Genomic DNA, 23,918 nt, shown 5'->3' on the forward strand with positions numbered 1-23,918 from the left:
GTCGCCCCGCCCCGGCAGATCCGGGCTCAGGCCGCGCCGCGAGCCTTGATCCGGTGCGCGCCGAAGCGCCGCTCGATATGCTCGGCCCGCTCCGGCGGCACCCGCACGGCGAGGTGCACATGGCCCTCGATGTCGTCGCGCCGCTCCAGCACCTCGGCATGGCGATAAAGCCAGCTCAGGCCCTCGCCATCGCTCGCCTCGAGCTCGATCCGCAAGCTGATGCGCTCGCGCGACAGACGCTGCGCGATGGCGGCGAGGAGGGCGTCGACCCCCTCCCCGGTGAGCGCCGAGACCGGAATGGGCCGGTCGTCGCCCTCGCGCCGGGTCGCCGTGTTGAAGATCGCGGTGCGGGCATCCTCGTCGAGCCGGTCGATCTTGTTCCAGACCTCGATCAGCCGGACATGGTCGTCCGGATCGATATCGAGATCGGACAGCACATGCGCGACATCCTGCGCCTGCGCGTCCGCATCCTCATGCGACATGTCGCGCACATGCAGGATGATGTCCGCCTCGATCACCTCTTCCAGCGTGGCGCGGAAGGCGGCGACGAGTTGCGTCGGCAGGTCGGAGATGAAGCCCACCGTGTCGGACAGGATCACCCGCTCGCCGGTCGGCATCTGCACCGCGCGCAACGTTGGATCGAGCGTGGCGAAGAGCAGGTCCTGCGCCATCACCTTGGCGCTGGTGAGCCGGTTGAACAGCGTCGACTTGCCGGCATTGGTGTAGCCGACCAGCGCCACCACGGGATAGGGCACCTTCTTGCGGCTGGCGCGGTGCAGCGCGCGGGTGCGCTTCACCTGTTCCAGCTCGCGCTCGATCTTCACGATGCGCTCGCCGATGAGCCGGCGATCCGCCTCGATCTGCGTCTCGCCCGGGCCGCCGAGAAAGCCGAAGCCGCCGCGCTGGCGCTCCAGATGCGTCCAGGACCGCACCAGCCGGCTGCGCTGGTAGTTGAGATGGGCGAGTTCGACCTGCAGCACGCCTTCCTTGGTGCGGGCGCGCTGGCCGAAAATCTCCAGAATGAGAGCGGTGCGGTCGATCACCTTGGCCGACCACGCCTTTTCCAGGTTGCGCTGCTGCACGGGGCTGAGCGGAGCGTCGACGAAGACCAGCCCCGCCTCCTGCGCCTTCACCAGATCGCCGATTTCCTCGACCTTGCCCGAGCCGAGATAACTCGCCGGCCGCACCTGCGCGAGGCCGACGATCAGGCTGGCCGCCACGTCGAGGTCGATTGCCATGGCAAGGCCGACCGCCTCGTCGAGGCGGGCCTGCGGCGTGCGGCGAACATCGCCCTCTGGCGCCTTGCGCGTGAGCTGCGGCACGACGACGACGACCCGGGTGGTGTCACCCGGCTCGTTCGCCTCTGGCGGCAGCCCGGCCGTCGAGCCGGCCGCGCGGCGCGATCCCTTGAGTTCCAAGTCAGCTCTTCTCGCCGGTCTCGTCCGGCTCGAACAGCTGGACGGGATGTCCGGGCATGATGGTCGAGATGGCGTGCTTGTAGACGAGCTGCGAATGGCCATCGCGGCGCAGCAGCACGCAGAAATTGTCGAACCAGGTCACGACCCCCTGCAGCTTGACGCCGTTGACGAGGAAGATCGTGAGGGGAGTCTTGTTCTTGCGGACGTGGTTGAGAAAGGTGTCCTGGAGGTTCTGGGAACGTTCCGCGGCCATGGTCTTTTTGATCCGTTTGTTTGTTGTTGCTCGTCGTCGGCGCGGTCGTCTTCATGGCGAATCGGTCCCGTCCGGGGGCCTTTCATGATGAAAACGTGCACCTTAAAGATGGCACACCGCGCCTATCGCGCAAGATGCTTTCGCTCGGCAAGCACGTAGTGGGGCAAGCCAGTGGTGGACGCCCTGCCCCGGCAGGACGGCTTAACCACGATTTTACAAAGAGTTACGCTCACTCAGGGGGTGACTTCGGCAAAGCTATGGAAGTTCTCGCGCAGGACGCGCGCGACCGCGCCGGGGCGTCCATCGCCAATGATCTGGCCATCGATTCGCACCACCGGGGTTGCGAAATTGGTCGCCGAGGTGACAAAGGCCTCGCGCGCCGCCAGCGCCTCCGCCACGGTGAAGGGGCGTTCCTCCACCGTCAGCTGCAGCTGTTCGGCGACGTCCAGCATCACCGTGCGCGTGATGCCGCGCAGGATGCCGCTATCGGCGTGGCGGGTCACCAGCCGGCCCTCCGGCGTGACGATCCACGCATTGGTCGAGCCCCCCTCGGTGACGCGCCCCTCGCCGTCCACGAACCATGCCTCGCGCGCGCCCGCCTCCTTGGCGGCCTGCTTGGCCAGCACATTGGGCAGCAGGCCGACCGTCTTGATGTCGACGCGCTCCCAGCGATTATCCGGCGTGGTGATGACCGCGATGCCCTCGCGCGCCACCGCCTCGCCCTTGGCGGGATCCACCGCCCGCGCGGTGACCACGAGGGAGGGCGGCGTCGCGGGATCGGGGAAGTAATGGTCGCGCCGGGCGACGCCGCGCGTCACCTGCAGATAGACGAAGCCGTGGCGCACCCGATTGCGCCGGATCGTCTCGCGCAGTACCACCTTGAGCGCGGCGAGCGGCATGGGCAGCGCGATGCGGATCTCGCCGAGCGAGCGCACGAGGCGCTCGATATGGCGGCGCTCGTCCACCAGATGCCCGCCGCGTACCTCGCACACCTCATAGACGCCATCCGCGAACTGATAGCCGCGATCCTCGATATGCACGGCCGCCTGCGCGTGCGCCACATATTGCCCGTTTACATAGGCGATGCGCGACATGTCTCACCCGTTCTGCCCGTGGCGGCGTCAGCGCCGCCAGAATGCGAAATTGGCCAGCCCCAGCACGACGAGAATTTCCAGCCGGCCGAGAATCATGGCGATCGCCAATATAATCTGCGCATAGGCCGGCAGACTGCCCCAATCGGGCCAGACGACCGCGCTCTGCCAGGCGATGGCGTAGACCGGGCCGGCATTGGAGAGCGCCGACACGACGCTGACCAGCGCCGCCTCGAAACTCGGCATGGCCGGCGCGATTGCCGCCGAGAAGCCGGCAATGACGGTGCAGGCAACGCCGAACATGATCCAGATCGCCTTCATCATCTGCAGCGTCACGCCCTGTTGGCCCAGCCGGCGGGTGCGCACAGCATGGGGATGGACGAGGCGCTCCAGTTCCAGGTAGCTCTGCAGGAACATGGTGCCAGCGCGGTACATCTTGATGCCGCCGGCCGTGGAGAAGCTGGCGCCACCGATGAACACCAGCACCATCACAAGTGACAGCGGCAGGCTGGCAAAGGCGCCGCCATGCGGCTCGATGGCCGTGGTGGTGATGAGCGAAACCGCCGTGAACAACCCGTCTTCGATCGCCATCGGCACGGACAGATTCAAGCTCGGCGTGTTGTAGGCGATCGCCGCCGCGCCGATGCCGACGACCAGGCAAACCAGAAGCAGTGCGCTGTTTTCCTGCTGCCCGACGGCGAGACGCAGACGCCGAGTCACCAGCATGCGATGCCACAGCACGCTGGTGCCGCCCACCAGCATGAACACCATCAGCACCAGCTTGACCGCGAAATGGCCATAGGCCGCCACTCCGTCGGCATCCGGCAGCAGCCCGCCGGTGGACAGCGCCGCGCCGGCGAGGCCGATGGCGTCGAAGGTCTTCACACCCGCGAAGAACAGCAGCACCGCGCACAGCACGGTGGCGCCGAGATAGATCGGCAGCACCAGATGCAGCGCGTCGTCCAGCGCCATGGATTCGCCCATGCCGAGCAGATTGACCCGGCTGGAGCGATCCGGCAGCCCGCCGATGCCGGCCGGCCCGAGCACCGCGACAACACCCACCAACGTCAGCAGGCCCCCCGCCCATTGCAGCGTCAGCAGCCAGCCGAGCGTCACGCGCGGCACGCCGTCAATGCCGTGGATCTGCACCGGGCCCGTGGTGGTGAAGGCCGACACCGCTTCCAGCCACGCCTCGATGGGGCTGAGCGGCGTGGTCGCGGCGATGGGAAGCGCCGCGATGACCGGCAGGCCGACCCAGAGCACCAGCAGCAGCCCGTAGGAGGCCCGCCGATCCAGCCGCGCCGCGCGGTTGCGCACGGACAGGTACACCGCCCCCGCGCCCGCCAGGGTGAGCAGCGCGGTCATGACGAAGACATCCGCCCCGGCCTCGTTGCGAAACAGCGCGCCGAGGGCCGACAGCAGGAGGAAGCCGGCCATGATGGCGGCGGTGACGGCGCTGTGGCGGGCGACCGCGAGCATGACGCGCCTTTCAGAAGAACTCGAGGCTGACGCGGAACAGCTGTTCGACCCGCTTCACGCGGTTGGCGAGGGCGAACAACACCACGCGGTCTCGCGCGTGAATGACGGTGTCGCCACGCGGCAGCAGCACACGCCCGCCGCGGATCACCGCGCCGATACGCATGCCGTCGAACAGGTCGAGTTCCTTGAGCGGCTTGCCGACCAGCGGCGAGGTTTCCAGCGCCTCCGCCTCGATCACCTCCCCTGCCCCGTTCAGCAGTGAGTGCACCCCGCGGATGCGCCCCTTGCGCACATGCTGGAGGATTTTCGACACGGTGATCTGGCGCGGGTTCACATAGGCATCGATGCCCAGCCCGCGCGCGAAGGCGGGATAGTTGGGATCGTTGAGCAGCGACAGCATGCGCCGCGCGCCAAGCTCCCGCGAAAGCAGGCAGGACAGGATGTTGACCCGGTCGTCATTGGTGACCGCGATCATCGTGTCGGCATCGCCCACCGTCGCTTCTTCGAGAATGGCGCGGTCGAGCGCGCTGCCGCGCAGCACCACGGTCTTCGACAATTGCTGGGCGATCGCCTCGGCCCGCGCGGGGTCGGCCTCGATCAGCTTCACCCGCGCGCGCGGGTTGCGCAGCTCCAGCTCGCGGGCGACGTAGAGCCCGATATTGCCGCCGCCGCCGATGACGATGCGGTGCGCCTGCGGCTCGTCATGGCCGAAGATCGACAGGGTGCGCGTCACCTGGTCGGCCTGGGCGACGAAATAGGCGGTGTCGCCGGCCAGCAGCGAATCCGTGCTGCGCGGTACGAACACCTTGCCCTTGCGGTTCACCGCCACCACCACCGCCCGCAGATCCGGGAACAGGTCGGTCAGCTGGCGCAGCGGCGTGTCGAGCACCGGGCAATCGTCGAGGCAGACCACGCCCGCCACCACGACATTGCCGTCGGCAAAGCTCACCGTGTCGATGGCGCCGGGCAGCGACAGGCGCCGCAGCACCATCTCGCCGACTTCGACCTCGGGCGAGATGACCACATCGATCGGCAGGTGATCGCGCGAGAACAGGTCACGCCAATGGCCCTGCAGGTAGCTCTGCGCGCGCACGCGGGCGATCTTGGTCGGCACGTCGAACAGCGCGTGGCCCACCTGGCAGGCGATCATGTTCACTTCGTCATGCAGGGTGACGGCGATGAGCATGTCCGCCGCGTCGAGGCCCGCACGCGCCAGCACGTCGGGATGCGAGCCATGGCCGACAAAGCCGCGCACGTCGAGCGTGTCGGTGATGGCCTGGATCAGCCGGGGCGAGGTGTCGATGATCGAGACGTCGTTCTGCTCGGCAGCCAGCCGCTCGGCGATGCCGAACCCCACCTGTCCCGCCCCGCATATGACGACCTTCATGACATTCCTCACTGCACTTCCCAGGAACGCCACTGGCGCCCTGAGCCTGCCCTGTTGATTCACTCTATAGCAGTTTCGTCGACGTCCGCGGACGCCGTGCGAGCCACACTATCGTGCATTGGAGGACACCGCAGTGCCGATCGACCGCCGCCGCTTCGCTCTCTCGCTGCTATCCACCATCACGGTGGCCACCGCCGTCCTCGCGCCGCGCCACGCCCGCGCCGCGGCGCCCGCTCCCGCCCCGCGCGACATCCTCCTCGACGCGTTCGCGGCGATCGAGCGGGAGGCCGGCGGCGCCCGTCTCGGGGTCGCCGTCATCGATACGGCGAGCCGCGATGCCATCATCGGCTACCACGCGCAGGAACGGTTCCCCCTGCTCAGCAGCTTCAAGCTGCTGGCGGGCGCGGCGGTGCTGGCGAAGGTCGATGCGGGCCAGGACAGGCTCGACCGCCGCGTGACCTATGATGCGGCCTCGCTGGTCCCCTATTCGCCGGAGACGTCGAAACATGTCGCGGACGGCATGACGCTCGATGCCATCTGCGCCGCCGCCATCGGGCTCAGCGACAACACGGCGGGCAACCTCCAGCTCCACGCGATCGGCGGCCCGCCCGGGCTCACCGGCTTCCTGCGCGGTCTCGGCGACCCTGTGACGCGGCTGGACCGCTGGGAGCCGGAGCTGAACGCCGTCGGTCCCGGCGAAGAGCGCGACACCACCACGCCCGCCGCGATGGCGCAGGATGTCGCCCGCCTCATCGCCGGCGAGGCTCTCTCGCCCGCCTCGCGCGAGCGCCTCGCCACGTGGCTGGTGGCCAGCACGACCGGCGGCAAGCGGCTGCGCGCGGGGCTTCCGGCGCAATGGCGCGTGGGCGACAAGACCGGCACCGCCAGGGGCAGCGCCAATGACGTCGCCATCCTCTGGCCGCCCGGTCGGGCGCCGATCGTCGTCGCCGCCTATCTGAAAGGCTCCCCGCGCGGGCTGACGGAAAACGACCCGATCTTCGCCGCCATCGGCCAGGCTGTGGCGAGCTATGTGAGGGGTTAGGCTATGTGTCGTGACGCGTTTTCCTCACGTGCAGCGGCACGGGCCGCGCGGTTCCGGTCACGAATCAGAAAACACCAATAAGTCCCTGAAGCCTATCGCCCTTCCCGCCATCGGCGAAACGCTTCAGGGACCGAGCCGGGGCGCGATCACCCGATGCCAAGCGCCTTGAGCTTGCGGTGCAGCGCCGAGCGCTCCATGCCGACGAACTCGGCGGTGCGCGAGATATTGCCGCCGAAACGGCTGATCTGCGCCACCAGATATTCCCGCTCGAACACCTCGCGCGCGTCGCGCAGCGGCAGGCCCATCAGGTGCTCGCCGCCCGCCCCGTTCGGCAGGTTGGGCACCAGCGAGCCGACATCGGGCGGCAGCATGTCCGCCGTCACCGGCGCATCGGCATCGCCGGCGGCCAGGATGAGCAGGCGTTCGATATTGTTGCGCAGCTGGCGCACATTGCCCGGCCAGTCATGCGATTGCAGCACGGCGAGCGCGTCGTCGGCGATGCGCCGGCGCGCCAGTCCGGTGGCCTGCGAAATCTGGTCGAGGAAGAATTCCACCAGTTCCGGCACGTCCTCGCGCCGCTCGGCGAGCGGAGGAACGCGGATCGGCACCACGCCGAGGCGGTGGTAGAGGTCCTCGCGGAAGCGGCCGTCGGCGATCTCCTTCTCCAGGTTGCGCCCGGTCGAGGAGATGATGCGCACGTCCACCGCCACGCGCGTACCCCCGCCGACCCGCAGGAAGGTCTGGTCGACCAGCACGCGCAGGATGCGATTCTGAGTTTCGCGCGGCATGTCGGCGATTTCGTCGATGAACAGCGTGCCGCCATGCGCCTCTTCCAGCGCGCCGACCTGCCGGCCGCTGCCGTCGGTCGGCTCGACGCCGAACAATTCGACCTCCATCCGCTCCGGCGTGATGGCGGCGGCATTGATGACCACGAACGGCCCGCTCGCCCGCGCCGAGGCGGAATGCACCATGCGGGCGGCCAGTTCCTTGCCGGAGCCGGACGGGCCGACGATCATGATGCGGCTATTGGTCGGCGCCACGCGCTCGATGGTCTGGCGCAGCTGGTTCATCACCGAGGAGCGGCCCACCAGCTGATGCGCCACGGAGGCGCGCTGCTTGAGGTCGCGCACCTCGCGCTTGAGCCGCAGCGTTTCCAGCGCCCGGTCCGCCACCAGAATGAGCCGGTCCGCGTTGAACGGCTTCTCGATGAAGTCATAGGCGCCCTGCTTGATGGCGGCCACCGCGGTCTCGACCGTGCCATGGCCGGAAATCATCACGACCGGCACTTCCGGATGCTGCTTCTTGATGACTTCCAGCAGCTGCAGCCCGTCCAGCTTCGAGCGCTCGATCCAGATATCGAGAAACACGAGATGGGGCCGGCGTGCCTCGATGGCCGCCAGCGCCTCGTCGCTATCCTTGGCGGTGCGGGTGCCGTAACCCTCGTCCTCGAGAATTCCGGCCACGAGTCCGCGAATATCGGCCTCGTCGTCGACGATCAGGATGTCCGTCGCCATCAGCCTTTTCTCCTTCAGTCAGCGCGTTTGCCGGTCGCGGCATTTTCGCCGACACCGTTATTGTTGAGAGAGGCGGAGCCCCCGTCGAGCGCGAAGGTGAGGCGGATCCACGCCCCCCGCCCGCCCGGCGCGTCGAGCAGCTCTATGCCGCCGCCGTGCTCCTCCAGGATCTTGCCGACAATGGCGAGGCCGAGCCCGGTGCCCTTCTCGCGTGTCGTGACATAGGGCTCCAGAAGCCGCGCCCGGTTCTCGCTCGGCAAGCCCTTGCCGTTGTCGATCACGTCGATCGTCACCAGCCGCCAGTCCGAATGCAGGTCGACCCGGATGGCCGCCGGCTCGGTGCGTTCTTCGGGCGGCACGGCGGCGATCGCCTCGGTCGCGTTCTTGATGATGTTGGTCAGCGCCTGCGAGATGAGGCGGCGGTCGACGCGCGCCACCACCGGCACGTCCGGCACCTCGAAGGCGATGGCGATGTCGGGATTGCCGACGCGCATGAGGAACACCACCTGGCGCGCGATCTCGGCCACGTCCTGCGTTTCCGCCACCGGCTTGGGCATACGGGCGAAGGAGGAGAATTCGTCGACCATCCGCCCGATATCGCCGACCTGGCGGATGATCGTGTCGGTGCACTGGTCGAACACCTCGCGATCCTCGCCGATCACCTTGCCGTAGCGCCGCTTCAGCCGCTCGGCCGAAAGCTGGATCGGGGTCAGCGGATTCTTGATCTCATGGGCGATACGCCGTGCCACGTCGGCCCAGGCCGAGGTGCGCTGCGCCACCACCAGCTCGGTGATGTCGTCCAGCGTCACCACCCAGCCATGATCAGCCTCGCGCGACTGCTCGGTCGTCACCCGCACGGCGATCACCCGGTCGCGCCCGTTGCGCGTCAGCGTGGTATTGGACTGGACGCTGCGCTGGCCCGCCTGCATCGCCTCCGCCAGCAGCGGCGCGATTTCCGGGATCACCGCGCCCAGTTCCTGGCCCAGCACATCCGCCTCCGCCACGCCGAGCAACCGCTCGGCCGGCCGGTTGATGATCGACATGCGCCCGGTCGAATCGAGGCCGATCACGCCCGCGCCGACGCCCGACAGCACCGCCTCGGTGAAACGACGGCGGGTGTCGATCTGGTCACGCGCCTGGACGAGGTCGTTGCGCTGGGTGCGCAGTTCGTGCGTCATCTTGTTGAACGTCTCGGCGAGGCTCGACAGGTCGCCCTCCGAGCGGTGCACGGGCACCTCGACATAGAGATTGCCGGCGGCCACGAGATCGGCCGCGCCGATGAGCCGCCGGATCGGCGCCACCAGCCGGTTGGCGAAGTGAATACCGAGCCACACCGCGCAGAGCAGCACGGTGAGCGAGATCACCGCATAGAGCAGCGCGAAGGCCACCTGCACGCCGAAGCGCTGCTGTTCCAGCAGGCGATAATCGGCCACCGCCGCCTGCGTCTCCTTGAGATATTCGATCACCCGCGGGTCGACCGGCCGGGCGACATAGAGGTAGAGCCCGTCGAAATCCTTGAGCGGGATGGCGGCGCCGACGAAATCGGCATCGCTCGGCAGGTAGATGACCGGCTGCTCCTCGGTGGCGTCCTTCAGGGCGATGCCCGGCGGCACCACGAATTCCCGCCCGACGCGGATGGTGGCACGATCGACCACGGACAGGTCGCGCTGGATCACCATGGCGGCGGGCAGGCCGCGCACCACCGCCTGCGCGGTCATCACCTGGCGGAAGCGGCTGCGGTCCTGGTCCCAGAGCGGGCGCACGCGCTGCAGGTCGCGCGCCATGCCCATCACGTCGCCGCGGATGGAATAGGCATGCTCGCGCACATAGGTCTGCGCCACCGACACCGCGTTGTCGACAATGGCCCGGGTGCGCACCGAGAACCAGCGATCGAGGCCGCGATCGAGCGTGATGCTCGCCAGCAGGGCCACCAGCAGCGCCGGCACCACCGCGACGATGCCGAACAGGCCGACAATGCGCACATGCAGCCGCGCCGCCGCCCTGCCCCGCCGCCGCGCCTTGACGATCCGCCAGACCTCGCGGCCGATGATGCCGACCAGCAGCAGCGACATCGCGCCATTGAGGCACAGGACGATGATCACCACGTCCTGCGAAGGCACCAGCGGAGTGATGCCCATCAGGATGATGAAGCTGGTGAGCGACGTGATCAGCGCCAGCAGCACGACCAGAGGCGGCAGGCCCCAGAGCGAGAAACGAAAGCCCATGCCGCCGGCATCGGGGGCATCGTGCTGGTCATTATCGCGCGGCGACGCGTCGCTCATTCATCACCCTGCCGCCGGCCGGAAGCGGCCTGCCGAAGTGATGCAGTGCTACGACACTGGTGCAAAAATGTGACATGAATCGTCACCTCCCGGATTTTTTTCCGAAAGTCGACCTCGTTCACCGGCTTGTGCGAATAATCTGGATGTCCAGATCGCGGATCTTCTTGCGCAGAGTGTTGCGATTGAGCCCCAGCAGCTCGGCCGCCTTGATCTGGTTGCCGCGCGTGGCCGCCAGCGCCGCCGAGAGCAGCGGGTATTCCACGTCCTTGAGGATGCGGTGGTAGAGCCCCGGCGGCGGCAGGTTCTCGCCGAAACCGCCGAAATAGGTGTTGAGATGGCGCTCCACCGAGGAGGACAGCGTCTCGTCCTGTCCGGTCTCCTCCGGCGAGGCCGTGGAAATCGGCGTCGACAGTTCCGCCTCGATGATGGAGGCGGTGATGATCTCCTGCGGGTACAGCGCGGCGAGGCGGCGGACGAGGTTTTCCAGCTCGCGCACATTGCCCGGCCAGCGGTAGCGCTTCAGCCGGTCGAGCGCGGCGGCGTCGATCTGCTTGCGCGGTAGTCCTTCGCGCTCCGCCTGGAGGAAGAAGTGGCGGGCAAGGTCCGGCACGTCCTCGGTGCGCTCGCGCAGAGGCGGAAGACGCAGCGGCACCACGTTGAGGCGGAAGAACAGGTCCTCGCGGAACAGGCCCTGCTGGATGAGGATACGCAGGTCCTTGTTGGTGGCGGCGACGATGCGCACGTCGGTCTTGATCGCGGTGCGCCCGCCCACCGTAGTGTATTCGCCCTGCTGCAGCACGCGCAGCAGGCGGGTCTGCGCCTCCATCGGCATATCGCCGATTTCGTCGAGGAACAGCGTTCCGCCCTCGGCCTGTTCGAAGCGTCCGGCCGAGCGGGCATTCGCGCCGGTGAAGGCGCCCTTCTCATGGCCGAACAGCTCGCTCTCGATGAGGTCGCGCGGGATCGCCGCCATGTTGATGGCGACGAACGGCCCGTTGCGGCGCTTGCCGTAATCGTGCAGCGCCCGCGCCACCAGCTCCTTGCCGGTGCCGCTCTCGCCGGCGATCATCACCGTGAGGTCGGTCTGCATCAACCGCGCCAGCACGCGGTAGATGTCCTGCATGGCGGGCGAGCGGCCCACCAGCGGGATGTTGTCGACATCGTCGCCACCGGCCCGCAGCGCCGCTTCCGGCTTCTTCGGCTCGGAGAGCGCGCGGCCGACAATGGCGATCAGCTCCTTCAGGTCGAAGGGCTTGGGCAGATATTCATAGGCGCCCTTCTCCGAGGCGCGGATCGCCGTCATGAACGTGTTCTGCGCGCTCATGACGATGACCGGCAGGTCCGGGCGCACCTTCTTGATGCGCGGCAGCAGGTCGAAGGCGTTTTCGTCCGGCATCACCACATCGGTGATGACGAGATCGCCGTCGCCCTGGCTCACCCAGCGCCACAGGGTGGCGGCATTGCCGCAGGAGCGGACCTCATAGCCCGCGCGCGACAAGGCCTGATTGAGAACGGTGCGGATGGCGGCGTCGTCATCGGCAACGAGGATGCTTCCCGTCGGCATGGCGTTCTCAACTCTTTTCGTTACCGCGGGCGGCGCGGTACATGGGCATGAGGACACGGAAGGTGGTTCGGCGCGGCTGGCTGTCGCATTCGATGATGCCGCCATGGTCGCCGACGATCTTGGCCACCAGCGCGAGGCCAAGGCCGGTTCCGGTGGGCTTGGTGGTGACGAAGGGGTCGAACAGGTGAGGCATCAGATCCTCCGGCACGCCGGGGCCATTGTCCCTCACGCAGAACTCCAGCGGCAGGCTCACGCGGGCCGGCGCTCCCGGCATCATGAGCCGCACGCCGGGACGGAACGCGGTGGTGAGCTGGATTTCCCCGTCCGGTGAATCGCCGATCGCCTCGGCGGCGTTCTTCACCAGGTTGAGGAATACCTGGATGAGCTGGTCGCGATTGGCCAGAACCGGCGGCAGCGAGGGGTCATATTCCTCGACGAAGCGGATATGCCGCGCGAAGCCCGAGGCGGCCAGCGTGCGCACATGCTCCAGCACGGCATGGATGTTCACCGGCTCGCGCGCCACCGGGCGCTCGTCGGAGAAGACTTCCATGCGGTCGACCAGCTTGACGATGCGGTCGGCCTCGTCGGTGATCAGGCGGGTGAGCGATCGGTCGTCGTCATTGGCGTTCAGCTCCAGCAATTGCGCGGCGCCGCGAATGCCGGAAAGCGGGTTCTTGATCTCGTGCGCCAGCATGGAGGCCAGCGCCGTGACCGAGCGCGCGGCGCCGCGATGGGTGAGCTGGCGGTCCATCTTGTCGGCGATGGTGCGCTCCTGGAGCATGATCACCACATGACCGGGCGCTTCGGGCAGCGGCGCGACGTGGATGTCCACCACCCGCTCGCCACCATTGCGCGGCGTCCCGAGGTCCACGCGGTATTCGTTCACCGCGGCGCCGCGCGAGCGCACCTGCTCCACCAGCGCCAGAAGCGGGCTGCCGAACGGAACGAATTCCTGCAGCCGGTGCCGCGCCAGCACCGCGAGGCTCGCCTCGAAGAACGCCTCCGCCGCGACATTGGCATCCACCAGCCGGTCATCGCCCGACACGGTGAACACCGGATGCGGCAGGGCGTTCACCACCGCTTCGGCGGTGGCGGCGCCAGCACCCGGCTTTGAGAGGTCGGAAGAGGGCGCCTTCATGCCGCTTCACTCCAGGCAAGATCGTCGAAAGCGTCGCGAATGCCTTCCACGACGTGGGCAGGTTCATCGCGCGTCAGCAATTGCTGGCGCCAATGGCGGGCGGCGTCGGGCGGATGGCCGGCGGTGACGCCGGCGGCTGCCAGCGCCCAGCCGATATGCTTGCGGGCGCAGCGCATGCCGAGTTCTCGCCCGTAATGGCCGAGCCAGCCCTCATAGAGTTCCAGCAGCACGTCGCGCTGCTCCGCCAGCGGCGGGTCGGCGGGAGTCTGGCCGGTTTGCAGCCGCATCGCCACCTGGCCGGGAAACCATGGCCGGCCCTGCGCGCCGCGCCCGATCATCAGCCCGTCCGCGCCCGACGCGGCGAGCATGGCGGGCGCGTCCTCCGCGTTGACCAGGTCGCCATTGGCGAGAACCGGGATGGTGACCGCCTGCTTCACCGCGCGGATCGCCGCCCAGTCGGCCTTTCCGGTATAGAACTGGCAGCGCGTGCGCCCGTGAATGGTGACGAGCCGCACGCCGATCGCCTCGGCCCGCCGCGCCAGCTCCGGGGCGACCAGCGCCTCGCCGTCCCAGCCGAGCCGCGTCTTCAGCGTCACCGGCACCTTCACCGCGCCGACCACGGCCTCGATGATGGCGGTGGCGAGATCGAGGTCGCGCAGCAGCGCCGAGCCGGCGAGGCCGGTCGTCACCCGCTTGGCCGGGCACCCCATGTTGATGTCGATGATCGCCGCCCCGGCCGATTCGGCGAGCCGCGCGGCGCGCGCCATCGAGCCCGGCTGGTTGCCGGCGAGTTGCACGGCGTGGAGCGCCACCCCCTCGCCTTCCGCCCGCAGCACCGTCTCCTCATGGCCGCTGGCGAGCGCATCGGACGCCACCATTTCGGACACGACAAGGCCGGCCCCATAACGCAGCGCCATGCGGCGGAACGGGGCGTCGGTAATGCCGGCCATCGGCGCGAGCACGACGCGGTTCGGCGTCGAGAGGGCGCCTATGGAGAGACTGGCGTTGGCAGTCGCGGAGAAGATCAAGCGTTGATCACTCGATGCACACGAAATGGGCCCGATCGGCCTTGCCTACATAATAGCCACGCCGCGTGTGTCAGCAACCCTTCCAAAAGCCATATGTCAAAACTTTTGCAATCTGCCTTCGCTTTTGCGCTAAACGATCGCGTGGGGCAAGGGCGTGCCGGTCGCATGGCGCCCAGCGGATAGGCGGTTTCTCATGGGTTTGCGGACGGACGTGATCGTGGTCGCGGCAGGCAGCGGCCAAAGAGCGGGCGACGGCATTCCCAAGCAATACCGGTCCATCGGCGGGCGCACCGTGCTGCGCCGCACGCTGGAAGCCTTTGCCGGCTCAAATGGAATCCGCCACATCCTGCCGGTCATCAATCCCGAGCACGCCGCGCTCTGCGCCGATTCGGCCGCCGGCCTGCCCGGCGTGCTCGCACCGGTGGCGGGCGGGGCGACGCGCCAGGCCTCGGTGCGCGCGGGACTGGAGGCGCTGGCGGACGATCCGCCGGATCTGGTGCTGATCCATGATGCCGCGCGGCCCTTCGTCTCGCCGCGCCTCGTGGCGCGTGCCATCGCGGCGGCCGAGCGGCATGGCGCGGCGGTGCCCGTGCTCGCGCTGGTCGACACCATCAAATCCGTGCCCGAGACTGGCTTCATCGCCAGCGGTCCGGACCGCGATGCCCTACGCAGCGTGCAGACGCCGCAGGCTTTCCGCTACGCGCTGATTCGCGACGCCCATCGCCTTCAGACACACAGCGCCCACCTCACCGACGACGCGGCGGTGGCGGAAGCGGCCGGCCACAAGGTCGCCGTCTTCCCCGGCGATCCCGCCAATGTGAAGCTCACAACCCCCGAGGATTTCGTGACCGCCGAACGCACCGCCGCCGCCGATCTCCTCGATGTGCGCACCGCCACCGGCTTTGACGTGCACGCCTTCGGCCCCGGCGACCATGTGATGCTGGGCGGCGTGCGCATTCCCCACGGCTTTGGCCTGTCCGGCCATTCCGATGCCGACGTGGTGCTGCACGCGCTGACCGACGCGCTGCTCGGCACCATCGGCAGCGGCGATATCGGCCACCATTTCCCGCCCTCCGATCCGCAATGGAAAGGCGCCGCCTCCGACCAGTTTCTCGCCCACGCCGCGCGGCTGGTGCGCGATGCCGGCGGGCGCATCGCCCATCTCGACGCCACGGTGATCTGCGAGGCGCCGAAGATCGGCCCGCACCGCGAGGCCATGCGCGCGCGGATCGCCGCCATCGCCGGGATCTCGCTGGCCCGGGTGAGCGTCAAGGCGACCACCAGCGAACAGCTCGGCTTCACCGGCCGCCGCGAGGGCATTGCGGCGCTGGCGGCCGCCACGGTGCGGTTGCCGTGGATCGACTGATCGGCGAGGATGGCGCCATGATCGACCCCACCGATGCGCTCGACCTGCAGGCCATTCGCGTGCTGGACCTGTGCCGCGCCCGCAGCCTGACGATTTCTACCGCCGAATCCTGCACGGGCGGCCTCGTTGCCGGCGCGCTCACCGACATTGCCGGTTCGTCCGATGTGCTTGACCGCGGGTTCGTGACCTATTCCAACCAGGCCAAGGTCGAGGTGCTCGGCGTCAGCCCGTCCACGCTGTCCATCCATGGCGCGGTGAGCGAGGAAACCGCGCGCGAAATGGTGCGCGGGCTGCTGCGGGCGGCCCGCACCTCGCTCGGCGTCTCCATCACCGGCATTGCCGGCCCGGGCGGCGGCTCGGCGGCCAAGCCGGTGGGGCTCGTGCATTTCGCGGCCGGCACGGCGGATGGAAAGATCATCGCGCGGCGCGAGGTGTTCGCCGACCAGGACCGCGCCGGCGTGCGCCGCCTCTCCGTGCTTACCGCGCTCGCCATGCTGGCGGAACTGGCCGCTCAGGAGCCGCTGGCGCCCTCCGGGCCATAGACCTGGTCCGCCCGCGCCTCGAACGCATCGGAGAAGCGTCGGAAGGCGGCATCGAACATCGCGCCCATCAGAAGGCCGAGCGTGCGCGAGCGAAATTCATAGGAGATGAAGAACTCCACCTCGCACCCGCCCCCCTCGACAGGCCGGAAGGTCCAGCGGTTTTCCAGCCGGCTGAACGGGCCGTCGAGATATTCCACCGTGATGGCGAGGCGCGGGCGATCGAGCGAGACGCGGCTGGTGAAGCTCTCGCGGAACACCTTGTAGGCCACGCTCATGTCGGCGACGAGGATATCCACCCCCTCCCCGCTCGCCACGCGCCGGCGCACATGCAGGCTCTCGCACAGCGGCACGAATTCGGGATAGCGCTCGACATCGGCCACGAGGGCGAACATGTCGGCCGCCGAGTGGCGGACACGCCGCTTGTTGCGGAAGGAGGGCATGGATCAGACGCTGACGGTGGAGCCGAGCTTGGCCGCACGCGCCGCGCGCAGCCGGGCGAAATCCTCGCCGGCATGGTGCGAGGATCGCGTCAGCGGGCTCGACGAGACCATGAGGAAGCCCTTGGAATAGGCAATGGTCTCATAGGACTTGAAGTCCTCCGGCGTCACGAATCCCATGACAGGATGATGCTTGCGCGTCGGCTGCAGGTACTGGCCGATGGTCATGAAGTCGATCTCCGCCGAGCGCAGGTCGTCCATCAGCTGCAGCACCTCGTTCCTCACCTCGCCGAGGCCGACCATGATGCCGGATTTGGTGAAGATGGACGGGTCCAGCTCCTTCACCCGCTGCAAGAGGCGCAGCGAATGGAAGTAGCGCGCGCCGGGCCGCACCTTCAGGTAGAGCGAGGGCACGCATTCCAGATTGTGGTTGAACACGTCCGGCCGCGCCGCCACCACCACCTCCAGCGCCCCGTCCTTGCGCAGGAAATCGGGCGTGAGAATCTCGATGGTCGTGGTGGGGCTGGTGGCGCGGATGGCGCGGATGGTGCGGGCGAAATGCTCGGCGCCGCCGTCCGCGAGGTCGTCGCGGTCGACCGAGGTGATGACGACATGCTCGAGCCCGAGCTTGGCCACCGCATCCGCCACCTTCTGCGGCTCGTCCATGTCGAGCGGGCCCGGCAGGCCGGTGCGCACATTGCAGAAGGCGCAGGCCCGCGTGCAGGTGTCGCCCATGATCATGAAGGTGGCGTGCTTCTTCTGCCAGCACTCGCCGATATTGGGGCAGCTCGCCTCCTCGCACACGGTGACGAGGCCGTTGGCGCGGACGATATCCGCCGTCTGCTGCCAGCCGGGCGTGCCGGGAGCGCGCACCCGGATCCAGTCCGGCTTCTTCAGCGCCGGCGTTTCCACCCGGTTCACCTTTTCCGGGTGACGGGGCTTTTCGAGCGCACGATTGAGCGTGTTGAGAACCGTGACCATTGACGACCTTCCGGACGACGCGGCTGCCGGTGCGACACACACCGAAAGCGACCGTCCATTCCTAGTCCAGCCCAGCCCCGGCGTCGACCGCCGCCGGCGCAGGGCGCCCCTGCAGCAAGCGCTTCCGGGGCAGCCTGCGAAGTATCAGCGCCGGAACAGGCCCAGCAGGAACAGCAGCACGACCGCGCCGACCGAGGAGACGATCAGGCTGCCGATCCAGCCCGCCTGCACATTGATGCCCAGTGTCGAGAACAGGGCGGCGCCGAGAAACGAGCCGATCAGGCCGACAACCAGGTTGGTGAGGAGCCCATGGCTGCGCCCCAAGGTCTTTTCCGCGATCCACCCGGCGAGGATGCCGATGATGATCGCTCCAAAAATGCCGACGCCCGTCATTCCCAAACTCCCGATGCCGCCCCTCAATGTGGCGGGCAGCTCTGCAATCGGCAAGACCACCGTCAGCGCCGGACGGCCATAGAGAGGCGGGCGGCGCGGTCCCCCGCAGCGCCCGCCGGCGTTCACATGTGGATGGCGCGCCCATAGGCCGCGAGCACGCTCTCATGCATGGTCTCGGACACCGTGGGATGGGGGAAGACCGCGTTGATCAGCTCTTCCTCGGTGGTCTCGAGGTTCATCGCCAGCACGAAGCCCTGGATCATCTCGGTGACTTCCGCGCCAACCAGATGGGCGCCGAGCAGCTGGCCCGTCTTGGCATCGAAGATGGTCTTCACGAGGCCTTCCGATTCGCCGAGCGCCACGGCCTTGCCGTTGCCGATGAAGGGGAAGCGGCCGACCTTGATCTCAAAGCCGGCTTCCTTCGCCTTCTTCTCGGTAAGGCCGACGGAGGCGACCTGCGGCATGCAATAGGTGCAGCCGGGGATCATCAGCTTGTCCATCGGGTGGGCGTGCCCACCGGCGATAGCCTCGGCGGCGATGACGCCCTCATGCTCGGCCTTGTGCGCCAGCATGGGCGGGCCGGCGACGTCGCCGATGGCCCAAAGGCCCGGCACGTTGGTGCGGCACAGGCCGTCGATCACCACGCAGCCGCGATCAGTCTTCACGCCGAGCGTCTCAAGGCCGAGATTCTCGATGTTGCCGACCACGCCCACCGCGGAAATCAGCCGGTCCGCGGTGATCGTCTGGCTCTTGCCATCCGCCGTCTCAACGGTCGCGGTGACGCTGTCCGCGCCCTTCACGACCTTCGACACCTTGGCGCCGGTGAGGATCTTGATGCCCTGCTTCTCGAACCGCTTCCGTGCGTGCGCGGCGATCTCCTCGTCCTCGACGGGAAGGATCTGCGGCAGAAGCTCGACAATGGTGACATCCGAGCCCATCGCCTTGTAGAAGGAGGCGAATTCGACGCCGATGGCGCCCGAGCCCATGATCAGCAGCGACTTCGGCACGCTGGCCGGGGCCAGCGCCTCGAAATAGGTCCAGATCAGCTTCTTGTCCGGCTCGATGCCCGGCAGCGCGCGCGGGCGGGCACCCGTGGCGATGACGATGTTCTTGGCTGTGTAGTCGCCGGGCGCCAGTGCGCCCTTGGGCGCAGGCTCCGGCGAGGCGGCGACCGAGACCTTGCCGGGCGCGGTCAGCGTCGCCTGCCCCCAGATCACGTCGACCTTGTTCTTCTTGAGCAGGAAGCCGACGCCATTGCTCATCTGCGCCGAGATGCCGCGCGAGCGCTTGACCACGCCGGCAATGTCGACCCCCGTCTTCTCGGCGACGAGCCCGTAATCCTTGGCGTGCTCGATATAGTGGAAGATCTCGGCCGAGCGCAGCAGCGCCTTGGCCGGGATGCAGCCCCAGTTCGGGCAGATGCCGCCGACATATTGCCGCTCGATGACGCCGACCTTGAGGCCGAGCTGGGCGGCGCGGATGGCCCCGACATAGCCGCCGGGGCCCGAGCCGATGAAGAGAACGTCGTAGTTATTCGCCATGATCGTTCCTCAGACCAGCATCGACATCGGCTTTTCGATGATCCGCTTGAAGGCGCCGATGAGCTGCGCGCCCATGGCGCCGTCCATCACGCGATGGTCGCAGGAGATGGTGACAGTCATCACCGTCGCCACCGCCAGCTCGCCCTTCTTCACCACTGCCCGCTGCTCGCTGGCACCGACCGCCAGGATCGTTGCATGCGGAGGATTGATGATCGCGGTGAAGTCCTTGATTCCAAACATGCCGAGGTTCGAAATCGCCGAGGAGCCGCCCTGGTATTCGTTCGGCGCCAGCTTCTTGTTGCGGGCGCGGATCGCCAGGTCGCGGGTCTCGTTGGAGATCGCCGACAGCGTCTTGGTCTCGGCCTTGCGAATGATCGGCGTCAGGAGCCCCTTGCCGCCGTCGATCGCCACGGCGACGCCGATATCGGAATGCTTCAGCTTGAGGTAGCGGTCGCCGCCCCACACCATGTTGGCATCCGGCACCTGCTGGAAGGCGAGCGCATAGGCCTTGATGACGAAGTCGTTGACCGAGAGCTTGTAGGTCGGCTTGCCGTCCTTCTCGGGCGCGGACTTGTTCAGCTCCTCGCGGAGCTTCAGCAGCGCGTCCACGTCGCAGTCGACCGTGAGGTAGAAGGTCGGCACCGTCTGCCGCGCCTCGGTCATGCGCTGGGCGATGACGCGGCGCATGCCGTCGAGCGGGATCTCCTCGTAGGTGCCGGGCTCGTAATAGGCCTTGGCCAGTTCGAGCACGGCGGCATTCGAGGGAGCGGCGGCGGCCGGGGCCGGCACGGCCGCGGGAGCCGGCGCGGCGGGTGCGGGGGCCGCAGCTGCGGCCGGCTTGGCGGCACCGGCCTTGGCGCCGGCGATGTCGGCCGCGACCACGCGGCCATGCGGGCCGGAGCCCTTCACATCCGCGAGTTCGACGCCCTTCTCCTTCGCGAGGCGACGGGCGAGCGGCGAGGCGAACACGCGGCCGCCGGGTGCCTTGCCATTGCCGTGATCGTAACCGCCGGATGCGGCGACGGGAGCCGGAGCGACATCCGGCGTCGCCGTCGCGGGCTCGGCAACCTTCGGCACCTCCGCTGCGGCTTCCGCCTTGGCGGGCGCCGCGCCGGAGCCGGCGGCAATCGCCTTGACGTCCTCGCCCTCGGTGGCGAGCACGGCGATAAGCTGGTTCACCGGCACGTCGGCGGTGCCTTCCGGCACCAGGATCTTCGCCAGCGTGCCCTCGTCGATGGCCTCGACTTCCATCGTGGCCTTGTCGGTCTCGATCTCGGCAATGACGTCGCCGGGGGCGACCTTGTCACCCTCCTTTTTCAGCCATTTGGCGAGGTTGCCCTTCTCCATGGTGGGAGACAGGGCCGGCATCAGGATTTCGACGGACATGGCGCTTCTTCGACCTCAGCGATAGGTGACGGCGCGGGCGGCGTCGATGACGTCCTGCACCGAGGGCAGCGCAAGCTTTTCGAGGTTGGCGGCGTAGGGCATCGGCACGTCCTTGCCGGTGACGCGCAGCACGGGGGCGTCGAGATAGTCGAACGCCTTCTCCATCAGCTGGGCGACGATTTCCGCGCCGACGCCCGACTGATGCCAGCCCTCTTCCACCGTCACGCAGCGGCCGGTCTTCTTCACCGAGGCGAGGATGGTGTCGACATCCATCGGACGAATGGTGCGCAGGTCGATCACCTCCGCCTCGATGCCGAGCTTGGACAGCTCTTCCGCCGCCTTGAGCGCGTAGTTCATGCCGATGGACCAGGCCACCAGCGTCACGTCCTTGCCCGGCCGGGCGATCTTCGCCTTGCCGATCGGCACGGTGTAGTCGTCCAGCTTGGGCACCGGCGAGGCGTGGCCGTACAGGATCTCGTTCTCAAGGAAGATGATCGGGTTCGGGTCGCGGATCGCCGACTTCAGCAGGCCCTTGGCATCGGCCGCCGTATAGGGCGCGACGACCTTGAGGCCGGGGACATGGCTGTACCAGGCGGTGTAGTCCTGGCTGTGCTGGGCGGCGACGCGGGCGGCGGCGCCGTTGGGGCCGCGGAACACGATGGAGCAGTGCACCTGCCCGCCCGACATGTAGAGCGTCTTGGCGGCCGAGTTGATGATCTGGTCGATCGCCTGCATGGCGAAGTTGAACGTCATGAACTCGACGATCGGCTTCAGCCCGGCAAAGGCCGCGCCGACGCCGACGCCGGCGAAGCCGTGCTCGGTGATCGGCGTGTCGATGACGCGCCGCGCGCCGAATTCCTGCAGCAGCCCCTGGGTGATCTTGTAGGCGCCCTGATATTCCGCGACCTCCTCGCCCATGACGAAGACGTCGCCGTCGCGGCGCATCTCCTCGGCCATAGCGTCGCGCAGCGCTTCGCGCATGGTCTGGTTGACGAATTCGGTGCCGGCCGGCACATCCGGCTCGGGCAGCGCTTCGGGCTGCGGCGGGTTTGCCACCGCCGAGGTGACGATGGCGGGAGCGGCCGGCGCCGCGCTGGCCACCGGCGAGGGCTGGAGCGGCGCCGCCTCGGCCGGAGCAGCCTCGGCAGCCTTGGGCGCGGGTGCGCTCGCCGCGCTGGCATCCTCGCCATCGGCAAGGATCACCGCGATCGGCGTGTTGACGGCGACATCCTGCGTGCCCTCGGGCACCAGGATCTTGCCGAGCGTGCCCTCGTCGATCGCCTCGACCTCCATCGTGGCCTTGTCGGTCTCGATCTCGGCGATCACGTCGCCGGACTTGACCGTGTCGCCCTCTTTCTTGAGCCACTTGGCGAGATTGCCTTTCTCCATGGTCGGGGAAAGGGCAGGCATAAGAACTTCGGTCGGCATGGCGGCGTTCCCCAGAAAGAACGTGCGGCGAGATCGCGCGTCACTGCGTGTGTGCCGGCGGCACGAACGTCAGGTTGCTGTAGACAGCCATCGAGGAGATGGCGACGAGGAGGGCGAGAAAGAAGGCAACCAGCATCTTGTTGAGGCTGGCGGAGATGTCGGCGGGAACGCCGGCCGCCTGCCGCGCCCCGAAGGGCCAGAAGGCAACCCGCAGCCTTGCGGTGGCGCCAGCCTTGCGGCGGACGGCAAGGCTATAGGCGAGGCGCACCGCCAACACCCAGATGACCACCGCCGCCGAACCGCCGGCGACGACGCCAACCCAGAACATGCCGGCGAGCATCGACACGCCCGCCACTCAGCGGTGGATGTCGGTGTAGAGCTCGGACGCATCCGGCTCCGGATCGTGGCTGGCGAAATCGGCCGCCGCGTTCATCACGTCGCGGATCTCGGCGTCGATCGCCTTCAACTCTTCCTCGCTCGCCCAGCTCTTCTCCAGCAGACGCGCCCGCACCTGCTCGATGGGATCGTGCTCGGTGCGCATCTTCTGCACCTCCTCCTTCGACCGGTACTTGGCCGGATCGGACATGGAGTGGCCGCGATAGCGATAGGTGAGCATCTCGAGGATGTAGGGGCCCTTGCCGGAGCGGGCGAATTCCACCGCGCGCTGCCCGGCGGCCTTCACCGCCCGCACATCCATGCCGTCGACCTGTTCGCCGGGAATGTTGAACGAGGTGCCGCGCTTGGAAAAGTCCGTCTGGGCGGAGGCGCGGCTCACCGCGGTTCCCATCGCGTATTTGTTGTTCTCGATGATGTAGACGACCGGCAGCTTCCAGAGCTCCGCCATGTTGAAGCTCTCGTAGACCTGCCCCTGATTGGCCGCGCCGTCGCCGAAATAGGTCAGGCAGACATTGCCGTTCTGGCGGTAGGCGTCGGCGAAGGCGAGGCCGGTGCCGAGCGAGACCTGCGCGCCGACAATGCCGTGGCCGCCGTAGAAGCCCTTGTCGGTGCTGAACATGTGCATCGAGCCGCCCTTCCCCTTGGAATAGCCGCCGCGCCGGCCGGTCAGCTCGGCCATCACGCCCTTGGGGTCCATGCCGGTGGCCAGCATGTGGCCATGGTCGCGATAGCCGGTGATGACCTGGTCACCCTGCTTGAGCGCGGCCTGCATGCCGACGACGACGGCCTCCTGGCCGATATAGAGGTGGCAGAAACCACCGATCAGGCCCATGCCGTAGAGTTGGCCGGCCTTTTCCTCGAAGCGGCGAATCTCCAGCATCTGGCGATAGGCTTCGAGTTCTTCCGCCTTGGAGAATTCGAGCGTCGAGGGGGAGCCCCCCGAAGACTTGTCGGCGCGCCGCGCCGCGCTACGGGCGGTTTTGGGGGCAGCGGTTCCGACGGTATTGCTGACGGCCGACTTCTTCGCGGCAGTTACCATGGCGCATCCTCAGCTCGCGAGTGACCTGCGAGCTTCATAACGCACCTTTCCACGCGGCGCTACGCCTGGAATGCAATGCTGCAACGCACAACATATTGTACGCGCATAGGTTTCTTGCAATTAACTGAATTCTAGTCAATTCGGCTATTTAACTTATTTCAAGTTAAGCATTTGCAATCGCGACATTTCCTGTTCGAACGCTACTGGCATCCA

At 67.7% G+C, this 23,918-nt stretch carries 21 protein-coding genes; 3 read left to right on the plus strand and 18 right to left on the minus strand.

Annotation, left to right across the window (positions count from 1 at the left end):
• Positions 1–26: 26 nt before the first annotated feature.
• From hflX to trkA, 5 genes are all read right to left on the minus strand, one after another.
• Positions 27–1,418: a GTPase HflX gene (hflX, locus tag FHS55_RS09555; RefSeq protein ID WP_246340010.1), complete on the minus strand. Its 1,392-nt coding sequence runs from the start codon at positions 1,416–1,418 to the stop codon at positions 27–29.
• 1 nt (position 1,419) lies between these two features.
• Positions 1,420–1,671, minus strand: coding sequence for an RNA chaperone Hfq (gene hfq, locus FHS55_RS09560; RefSeq protein ID WP_183189493.1), 252 nt, complete (start codon positions 1,669–1,671; stop codon positions 1,420–1,422).
• Between the two features lie 233 nt (positions 1,672–1,904).
• Entirely contained in the window at positions 1,905–2,765 is an 861-nt protein-coding gene (locus FHS55_RS09565; protein WP_183189494.1) for a D-amino-acid transaminase, read from the minus strand.
• Between the two features lie 27 nt (positions 2,766–2,792).
• A complete protein-coding gene (locus FHS55_RS09570; RefSeq protein WP_183189495.1) occupies positions 2,793–4,241 on the minus strand; it encodes a TrkH family potassium uptake protein in 1,449 nt (482 codons plus the stop codon).
• A 10-nt stretch (positions 4,242–4,251) separates the two neighbouring features.
• Complete coding sequence (trkA, locus tag FHS55_RS09575) at positions 4,252–5,628, minus strand: Trk system potassium transporter TrkA (protein ID WP_183189496.1); 1,377 nt, start codon at positions 5,626–5,628, stop codon at positions 4,252–4,254.
• Between the two features lie 139 nt (positions 5,629–5,767).
• On the opposite strand from trkA, the gene bla reads away from it, so the two are divergent.
• The gene (gene bla, locus FHS55_RS09580; protein WP_183189805.1) at positions 5,768–6,670 is read left to right on the plus strand and encodes a class A beta-lactamase; all 903 of its coding nucleotides are present in this window, start codon (positions 5,768–5,770) and stop codon (positions 6,668–6,670) included.
• A gap of 146 nt (positions 6,671–6,816) precedes the next feature.
• On the opposite strand, the gene ntrX is transcribed toward bla, so the two are convergent.
• From ntrX to dusB, 5 genes are all read right to left on the minus strand, one after another.
• Positions 6,817–8,184 carry a nitrogen assimilation response regulator NtrX gene (gene ntrX / locus FHS55_RS09585; protein WP_183189497.1) on the minus strand — a complete coding sequence of 456 codons (1,368 nt, stop codon included), beginning with the start codon at positions 8,182–8,184 and terminating at the stop codon, positions 6,817–6,819.
• Between the two features lie 14 nt (positions 8,185–8,198).
• Entirely contained in the window at positions 8,199–10,466 is a 2,268-nt protein-coding gene (locus FHS55_RS09590) for a sensor histidine kinase NtrY-like (RefSeq protein ID WP_183189498.1), read from the minus strand.
• 118 nt (positions 10,467–10,584) lie between these two features.
• Positions 10,585–12,030, minus strand: a complete 1,446-nt coding sequence (gene ntrC / locus FHS55_RS09595) for a nitrogen regulation protein NR(I) (protein ID WP_183189499.1) — start codon at positions 12,028–12,030, stop codon at positions 10,585–10,587.
• Between the two features lie 7 nt (positions 12,031–12,037).
• Positions 12,038–13,168 carry a two-component system sensor histidine kinase NtrB gene (locus FHS55_RS09600; protein WP_183189500.1) on the minus strand — a complete coding sequence of 377 codons (1,131 nt, stop codon included), beginning with the start codon at positions 13,166–13,168 and terminating at the stop codon, positions 12,038–12,040.
• Positions 13,165–14,196 (minus strand): tRNA dihydrouridine synthase DusB, encoded by a 1,032-nt coding sequence (gene dusB / locus FHS55_RS09605; RefSeq protein WP_183189501.1) that lies wholly within the window; start codon positions 14,194–14,196, stop codon positions 13,165–13,167. Before dusB ends, FHS55_RS09600 begins: the two co-directional genes overlap by 4 nt.
• Before the next feature lie 193 nt (positions 14,197–14,389).
• Here dusB and FHS55_RS09610 point away from each other — a divergent pair, with 193 nt between their 5' ends.
• Together FHS55_RS09610 and FHS55_RS09615 are read left to right on the plus strand one after the other, a co-directional pair.
• Positions 14,390–15,562, plus strand: coding sequence for a bifunctional 2-C-methyl-D-erythritol 4-phosphate cytidylyltransferase/2-C-methyl-D-erythritol 2,4-cyclodiphosphate synthase (locus tag FHS55_RS09610; protein WP_183189502.1), 1,173 nt, complete (start codon positions 14,390–14,392; stop codon positions 15,560–15,562).
• Positions 15,563–15,579: 17 nt separating this feature from the next.
• A complete protein-coding gene (locus FHS55_RS09615; protein ID WP_183189503.1) occupies positions 15,580–16,104 on the plus strand; it encodes a CinA family protein in 525 nt (174 codons plus the stop codon).
• Here FHS55_RS09615 and FHS55_RS09620 read toward each other — a convergent pair.
• The 8 genes from FHS55_RS09620 to pdhA form a co-directional block, all read right to left on the minus strand.
• Positions 16,074–16,544, minus strand: coding sequence for a type II toxin-antitoxin system RatA family toxin (locus FHS55_RS09620; RefSeq protein WP_183189504.1), 471 nt, complete (start codon positions 16,542–16,544; stop codon positions 16,074–16,076). The genes FHS55_RS09615 and FHS55_RS09620 overlap by 31 nt on opposite strands.
• A 3-nt stretch (positions 16,545–16,547) precedes the next feature.
• A complete protein-coding gene (lipA, locus tag FHS55_RS09625) occupies positions 16,548–17,522 on the minus strand; it encodes a lipoyl synthase (protein WP_183189505.1) in 975 nt (324 codons plus the stop codon).
• 144 nt (positions 17,523–17,666) lie between these two features.
• Positions 17,667–17,915 (minus strand): GlsB/YeaQ/YmgE family stress response membrane protein, encoded by a 249-nt coding sequence (locus tag FHS55_RS09630; RefSeq protein WP_183189506.1) that lies wholly within the window; start codon positions 17,913–17,915, stop codon positions 17,667–17,669.
• A gap of 122 nt (positions 17,916–18,037) precedes the next feature.
• A complete protein-coding gene (gene lpdA, locus FHS55_RS09635) occupies positions 18,038–19,456 on the minus strand; it encodes a dihydrolipoyl dehydrogenase (RefSeq protein WP_183189507.1) in 1,419 nt (472 codons plus the stop codon).
• A 9-nt stretch (positions 19,457–19,465) separates the two neighbouring features.
• Positions 19,466–20,842, minus strand: a complete 1,377-nt coding sequence (locus FHS55_RS09640; protein WP_183189508.1) for a pyruvate dehydrogenase complex dihydrolipoamide acetyltransferase — start codon at positions 20,840–20,842, stop codon at positions 19,466–19,468.
• 15 nt (positions 20,843–20,857) lie between these two features.
• On the minus strand, positions 20,858–22,270 hold the full coding sequence (locus FHS55_RS09645) for a pyruvate dehydrogenase complex E1 component subunit beta (protein WP_183189509.1): 1,413 nt from the start codon (positions 22,268–22,270) through the stop codon (positions 20,858–20,860).
• Positions 22,271–22,310: 40 nt separating this feature from the next.
• The gene (locus FHS55_RS09650) at positions 22,311–22,610 is read right to left on the minus strand and encodes a hypothetical protein (protein WP_183189806.1); all 300 of its coding nucleotides are present in this window, start codon (positions 22,608–22,610) and stop codon (positions 22,311–22,313) included.
• 15 nt (positions 22,611–22,625) lie between these two features.
• Positions 22,626–23,705: a pyruvate dehydrogenase (acetyl-transferring) E1 component subunit alpha gene (gene pdhA, locus FHS55_RS09655; RefSeq protein ID WP_183189510.1), complete on the minus strand. Its 1,080-nt coding sequence runs from the start codon at positions 23,703–23,705 to the stop codon at positions 22,626–22,628.
• Between the last annotated feature and the right edge of the window lie 213 nt (positions 23,706–23,918).

The sequence above is a fragment of the Ancylobacter tetraedralis genome, from assembly GCF_014195655.1.
Classification (GTDB): Bacteria; Pseudomonadota; Alphaproteobacteria; order Rhizobiales; family Xanthobacteraceae; genus Ancylobacter; species Ancylobacter tetraedralis.

Coding starts and splice junctions, on each gene's coding strand:
- ntrX (WP_183189497.1), bottom strand. CDS start 8,184: ATGGCGACGGACATCCTGATCGTCGACGACGAGGCCGATATTCGCGGA.
- lipA (WP_183189505.1), bottom strand. CDS start 17,522: ATGGTCACGGTTCTCAACACGCTCAATCGTGCGCTCGAAAAGCCCCGT.
- FHS55_RS09565 (WP_183189494.1), bottom strand. CDS start 2,765: ATGTCGCGCATCGCCTATGTAAACGGGCAATATGTGGCGCACGCGCAG.
- hfq (WP_183189493.1), bottom strand. CDS start 1,671: ATGGCCGCGGAACGTTCCCAGAACCTCCAGGACACCTTTCTCAACCAC.
- FHS55_RS09600 (WP_183189500.1), bottom strand. CDS start 13,168: ATGAAGGCGCCCTCTTCCGACCTCTCAAAGCCGGGTGCTGGCGCCGCC.
- FHS55_RS09640 (WP_183189508.1), bottom strand. CDS start 20,842: ATGTCCGTCGAAATCCTGATGCCGGCCCTGTCTCCCACCATGGAGAAG.
- FHS55_RS09630 (WP_183189506.1), bottom strand. CDS start 17,915: ATGACGGGCGTCGGCATTTTTGGAGCGATCATCATCGGCATCCTCGCC.
- lpdA (WP_183189507.1), bottom strand. CDS start 19,456: ATGGCGAATAACTACGACGTTCTCTTCATCGGCTCGGGCCCCGGCGGC.
- pdhA (WP_183189510.1), bottom strand. CDS start 23,705: ATGGTAACTGCCGCGAAGAAGTCGGCCGTCAGCAATACCGTCGGAACC.
- FHS55_RS09570 (WP_183189495.1), bottom strand. CDS start 4,241: ATGCTCGCGGTCGCCCGCCACAGCGCCGTCACCGCCGCCATCATGGCC.
- FHS55_RS09610 (WP_183189502.1), top strand. CDS start 14,390: ATGGGTTTGCGGACGGACGTGATCGTGGTCGCGGCAGGCAGCGGCCAA.
- FHS55_RS09590 (WP_183189498.1), bottom strand. CDS start 10,466: ATGAGCGACGCGTCGCCGCGCGATAATGACCAGCACGATGCCCCCGAT.
- FHS55_RS09650 (WP_183189806.1), bottom strand. CDS start 22,610: ATGCTCGCCGGCATGTTCTGGGTTGGCGTCGTCGCCGGCGGTTCGGCG.
- ntrC (WP_183189499.1), bottom strand. CDS start 12,030: ATGCCGACGGGAAGCATCCTCGTTGCCGATGACGACGCCGCCATCCGC.
- FHS55_RS09615 (WP_183189503.1), top strand. CDS start 15,580: ATGATCGACCCCACCGATGCGCTCGACCTGCAGGCCATTCGCGTGCTG.
- FHS55_RS09620 (WP_183189504.1), bottom strand. CDS start 16,544: ATGCCCTCCTTCCGCAACAAGCGGCGTGTCCGCCACTCGGCGGCCGAC.
- FHS55_RS09645 (WP_183189509.1), bottom strand. CDS start 22,270: ATGCCGACCGAAGTTCTTATGCCTGCCCTTTCCCCGACCATGGAGAAA.
- trkA (WP_183189496.1), bottom strand. CDS start 5,628: ATGAAGGTCGTCATATGCGGGGCGGGACAGGTGGGGTTCGGCATCGCC.